This is a genomic window from uncultured Hyphomicrobium sp., from assembly GCF_902826555.1.
Taxonomy (GTDB): Bacteria; Pseudomonadota; Alphaproteobacteria; order Rhizobiales; family Hyphomicrobiaceae; genus Hyphomicrobium_C.
Genome location: NZ_CADEFI010000026.1, coordinates 15249 through 20313 on the forward strand (window position 1 = coordinate 15249; position 5065 = coordinate 20313).

At 66.1% G+C, this 5065-nt stretch carries 4 protein-coding genes; 2 read left to right on the top strand and 2 right to left on the bottom strand.

Annotated elements, in window-relative coordinates; all coding sequences use genetic code 11:
* Window positions 1–211: 211 nt before the first annotated feature.
* Window positions 212–496, top strand: a complete 285-nt coding sequence (locus QZV93_RS11840) for a hypothetical protein (protein ID WP_295558700.1) — start codon at window positions 212–214, stop codon at window positions 494–496.
* Window positions 497–715: 219 nt separating this feature from the next.
* On the opposite strand, the gene QZV93_RS11845 is transcribed toward QZV93_RS11840, so the two are convergent.
* Window positions 716–904, bottom strand: a complete 189-nt coding sequence (locus QZV93_RS11845; protein WP_295558701.1) for a hypothetical protein — start codon at window positions 902–904, stop codon at window positions 716–718.
* Window positions 905–944: 40 nt separating this feature from the next.
* On the bottom strand, window positions 945–4400 hold the full coding sequence (locus QZV93_RS11850) for an acyl-[ACP]--phospholipid O-acyltransferase (protein WP_295558703.1): 3456 nt from the start codon (window positions 4398–4400) through the stop codon (window positions 945–947).
* A gap of 364 nt (window positions 4401–4764) precedes the next feature.
* Between QZV93_RS11850 and thiS the strand changes: the two genes are divergently transcribed.
* Entirely contained in the window at window positions 4765–4986 is a 222-nt protein-coding gene (thiS, locus tag QZV93_RS11855; RefSeq protein WP_295558705.1) for a sulfur carrier protein ThiS, read from the top strand.
* Window positions 4987–5065 lie beyond the last annotated feature (79 nt).

Genomic DNA, 5065 nt, shown 5'->3' on the forward strand with positions numbered 1-5065 from the left:
CCGGCGCGCGTCACGCCCCCGCCATGCTCGGCGGACATGATCGACTCATATCCGGGCCTGGGGATGCGCGAACCTTGTGCCAGGCCTTCTTATGCTCATCGCGAGCGTTGCGCGCCAGGCGAGGCGGTTTACGCTCGACGCCAGATTGATTCGCTTGGGTTTTGAGCGCATGTCGCTAGCTGATCGCCAGTTCGAACGCAGGGAGCCTGCCATGTCTGACCGTACCCAGTTTGCCGTCGGAAGCCGCAAGGTCGCCATGATGCCGCGCGCCATGAAGCGCACGCTGCACGTCGCCATCGCCGCCGTGCTGACCGCCGCCGTCGTGCTCTTCGTCATGATGGTCAATGGCTTCCTCGTCGGCCGCGCAGGCTCGCTCGGCGGCGTCGATGTCTGGCTCGCCTTCATCAAGCGCAGCGACATCATCGGCACCATCATCCTGACCGCGCTCGTCACCACCGCCTTCCACTTCTGGCAGCGCGACAAGGAACGCCGGTAGGCGTTCGACACCCCAACTGCTGGCACACCTGTCATCCTAGGCCTCGTGCCTCGGATCCATGTTGCCGCCTGGACGCGCAATGCCGTCGCGCATCCCGCGTCCATGTCCTTCCTCGTAGAGAATTGGATCCTCGGCATGAAGCCGAGGATGACGGTTTGACACGGGATCACGCCACGGGCGGCTGGGGCTCACGCGCGCGTGGTAACGCGGTTCCGTACTCTAGATTCCAAATGCCAAGACGAAAAAGGACAGCACGAGAAGCATGCCTCCGCATGCCATGATCTGCCATGGCGACGTGGTGCCGCCGTACCGGCTCGGAAAGCGCCGTCCCCGCTGGCGATAGGTATTTCCCCAAACGAACAATCCGCAACCGAGCCCGAATGTTATGATGAAGAGAATGAGCGTCATGCCACCTCCGAGCAATCGTTCAGGGGCTAAGGCTCGTCATTCAGCTCAGCGCCGCATCCCCCGTGCCGGTCTGCGGCTCGCCCACCAGCGCCTCCGCCTTGCGCGGCGCTGATGCCATCTTCTCCTTCGCCAGCGCCAGCGACGCCACGTAGTCCGGCTTGCCGGAGCCCAGCAGCGGCACGCTCGGCACCACGAGAATATCGGCCGGCACCATCAGCTCGTTGGCGCCCTTCTGGCGCGCAAAACGCGAGAACGCTTCGCGCGTCGCCTTCGCATCCGACGTCATCAGCACGAGCCGCTCGCCCTTGCGCGCATCCGGCAGCGCCACGACGACACTCGTCGTCGTCGGCCACAGCTCGCTCGCCAGCGCCTCGACCGCCGACAGCGACACCATCTCGCCCGCGATCTTCGCAAACCGCTTCGCGCGGCCCTTGATCGAGATGAACCCCTGCTCGTCGATGGCGACGATATCGCCCGTGTCGTGCCAGCCGTCGGCCGGCGGCTCCAGCACGCCGGGGTTCTCGGCCCGCATGTAGCCGAGCATCACGTTCGGCCCACGCACGTAGAGGCGCCCGCCCTCTTCGATGCCCGGCACCGGCTCGAGGCGCGCTTCCATCAGCGGCGACAGCCGACCCACCGTCCCGCTCTTGTTGGCAAGCGGCGTATTGATCGCCAGCACCGGCGCCGTCTCGGTGACGCCGTAGCCCTCGAGAATGCGCACGCCGAACTTCTCCATGTAGATCTGCCGCGTACGCTCCTTCACGGCTTCCGCACCGGCCAGGATCAGCCGCACGCGCGCAAAGTCGTAAGGGTGTGCCGCACGCGCGTATCCGTTGAGGAACGTATCGGTGCCGAACAGGATGGTCGCGTTGGAGCCGTACACGAGCTCCGGCACGATGCGATAGTGCAGCGGCGTCGGATAGAGGTAGACCGGCACGCCCGCGACCAGCGGCATCACGAGGCCGGCCGTGAGCCCGAACGAATGGAACACGGGCAGCACGTTGAACACCTTGTCCTGGCCGTTGACGGCGACGCGCGTCAGGCTCTGCATGGCATTCGCCAGCATGTTCTTGTGGCTGAGCACGACGCCCTTGGGCAGACCCTCGGAGCCGGACGTGAACAGGATCGCGGCGGGATCGTTCGGCCCGCGCTCCACCTGGGCCCGGTTGCCGACCAGAAGTCCGCGCATCTTGTCGGTGAACGTGATCGTCGCCCGCACATCCTCGAGGTAGACGATCCGGCGCGTCTCCGCGAGCTTGGCAAGCACCGGCTCCAGATGCGCCTTCTCGACGAACACCCGGCTCGTCAGCACCACATCCACTTTTGCCGCGGTGCAGGCCGCATCCACGTTCTGCGGCCCGGCCGTGAAGTTCAACATCGCCGGCACGCGCCCGATGGTCTGCAGCGCAAAGAACGTCACCACCACGCCCGCCGAGTTCGGCAGCATGATGCCGACCGCCGCGCCTTCCGGTGCGAGCGGCGCGAGCTTGGCGCCAAGAACCTGCGCGCCCGTGATCAGGCGGCCGTAGCTGAGCTTGGTTCCGAGCGGATCCTCGATCGCGGCCTTCCCGGTGTCGCGCGTCGCCTTCGCTTCGATAAGCGCCGAGAACAGCGTCTGATCGAGGTTCGCGGTCTTCACGGCCGCATCGACCATGATGTCTTGCAGTGCCATGCCGGCCGCCTGCCGGCGCGCCTTGCCCTTGAGGCCCTCGGGAACCGTGAGCTTCACCGGCGGCAGGATGGTCACGGTCGTCTTCGGAAACAGCGCCTTCTTGGCCTGGAAGCGGTTGAGATAGCCGAACGTGGAACGCTCCGGGCCGTCGATGCGCACCGGAACGATCACCGCATCCGCCTTGTCCGCGATCATCGCCGTGCCGTCGTAGACCTTCATCAGTCCGCCGGTCACGGTGAGCCGTCCCTCGGGGAAGATGACCAGCGTCTCGCCGGTCTTCACCGCCTGGATCAGATGCCGCGTGCCGAGCGGTTTCGTCGGATCGATGGCATGCGCGTTGACGAGCTTCAGGAACGGCTTCACCCAGCTCTTCTGCGCCATCCCGGTATCGATGGCGAACGCCGCATGCGACGGCAGAATGGAATGCATGATGGGCGCATCGAGCAGGCTCACGTGGTTCGGCGCGATGATGGTGCGCGTACCCTCCGGCGGCAGGTTCTCGTAGCCCTTCACCTCGAGCCCCATGAACGTCTTGAACAGGAACACGCCGACGTCCTGCACGCCCTCCTTGCCCCAGGCGCGCAGGATGAGCGCCATGGCGACGAGATTGGCGACGCCGAGCACGGCCAGCAGCGTGGCGAGACCGGCGCCTGCCCATTGCAGGAGCGCGATGCCGAGGCTCGCGACCGTCATAAACAGCGCCGAGAGAACGTTGCACGCGCCGATCGTGCGCGCGCGCTCGGCGACCGGCGCCCAGAGCTGCACGGCTGCGAACGCCGGCACGATGAAGAAGCCGCCGGCAATGGCGAGGCCCGCGAGATCGATCAAGATGCGCCAGCCCGTGAGCGTGGCCAGCAGCCCGTTGACCGTCAGCACGTCCTGCGACTTGACCAGGCTCGACGCCACCCAGGCGAGGTCGAGCGAGAACAGCCCCATGAGCAGCGCGCCGATCGGCACCAGCGCCAGGTTGGGACGCGTCTTGCTCGCACGCGCCGCCACCACCGAGCCGATGGCGATGCCGATGGTGAACACCACCAGCGCCAGGATGGTGACATTCTCTCCGCCGCCCAGCGCATCCTTGATCAGCACCGGCAACAGCGACAGCACCACCGTGCCGACGAGCCAGAACCACGACGTGATGAGACCGCCCACCCACAGCCGCCGGTCGCTCCGCAAATGGCGCAGGAGCGACATCGTCGACGTCCAGGGATTGAAATCGATCGTCAGTCCCGGCGCCGCCGCCCCGGTCTTCGGAATGAGCGACGCCGCAAGCCAGCAGAGCGCCGCGAGTCCGACGACGAGCCCCGCCAGCACCCATTCGCCGCCCGAATTTCCGGCCGCGAGACCGCCGCCGATGGTGCCGATCAGGATCGCCGCGAAAGTTGCAGATTCGACGAACGCGTTGCCCGCCGGGATCTCGCGTGGCTCCAGCAGCGCCGGCAGGATGCCGTACTTGATGGGGCCGAACAGCGCCGCAATGACGCCGTAGAGGCCGAGCGCCACGAACAGCACCGGAACCGAGTGCAGCACGAAGCCCACCGCGGCCACCATCGCCACCGGGATCTCCGCGCGCTTGAGCTTCTCGGCCACCACCGCCTTGTCGTAGCGGTCGGCAAGCTCGCCGCCGATGCCCGAGAGAAAGAAGAACGGCGCCACCAGCACCGCCCCTGCGAGCGCCACCAGCGCCCCACCCGACTCCGATCCGATCTTGAACAGGATCAGGATGACGAGCGCGTTCTTGACGAAGTTGTCGTTGAGCGCCGACAGGAACTGGCACCAGAAGAGCGGCGCGAAGCGGCGGCTTGTAATCAACGCTTGAAACATCGGAGAGAAACCCAATTGAAAGGCCAGACCGGCCATCCGGAAACGGACACGCACGAAACTATGGGACCGATCATGGTCAAACAACGGCCCTTTCGCGCGGACAGCATGACGTCCTCGGACGAGGTAAACCGCGGCCGTTCGGCGAAAATCCCGAGCGATCGCAGTTGCATAAGCGCCGAGCACCGGATGCGGAACCGCCCTCCACACTGCCGCCCCGCCCCATAAAGACGCGTTAAGAGCCCGGGACCGCCGTCGACGAGACCAATGGACCACTGGCGCCGCCCGCCATGACGCTCTAAGTCAAGGAGGAATTGACGAACCACCAGTCAGGCAGGAACTGACAGGACAGCATCGCAGACTTGCAATGACCGAGACTGCCACACGCCTCTGCGACATCACCCTCAACGGCGCCGCCGTTGCCACTGGCGCCGCGACGCTGGCTGCTCTCCTTGCCGAGCAGGGGTTCGCCGGCATCAAGGTTGCAACGGCCTTGAACGGCGAGTTCGTCCCCGAGCGTCTCCGCCCAGCGACCGCGCTCGCTGCGGGCGACCGCGTTGAGATCCTCACTGTCCGCCAGGGCGGCTGACCGGAAGTCATGAGCCCATGAACCAGAACGAGCCGCTGCGTACGTCGCGTTCCGCGCCACCTGAAAAGCGTTCCGCGCC

Bases quoted from the DNA above. Each gene is read 5' to 3' on its own strand.
- QZV93_RS11840 (WP_295558700.1), top strand. From the start codon at position 212: ATGTCTGACCGTACCCAGTTTGCCGTCGGAAGCCGCAAGGTCGCCATG.
- QZV93_RS11845 (WP_295558701.1), bottom strand. From the start codon at position 904: ATGACGCTCATTCTCTTCATCATAACATTCGGGCTCGGTTGCGGATTG.
- QZV93_RS11850 (WP_295558703.1), bottom strand. From the start codon at position 4,400: ATGTTTCAAGCGTTGATTACAAGCCGCCGCTTCGCGCCGCTCTTCTGG.
- thiS (WP_295558705.1), top strand. From the start codon at position 4,765: ATGACCGAGACTGCCACACGCCTCTGCGACATCACCCTCAACGGCGCC.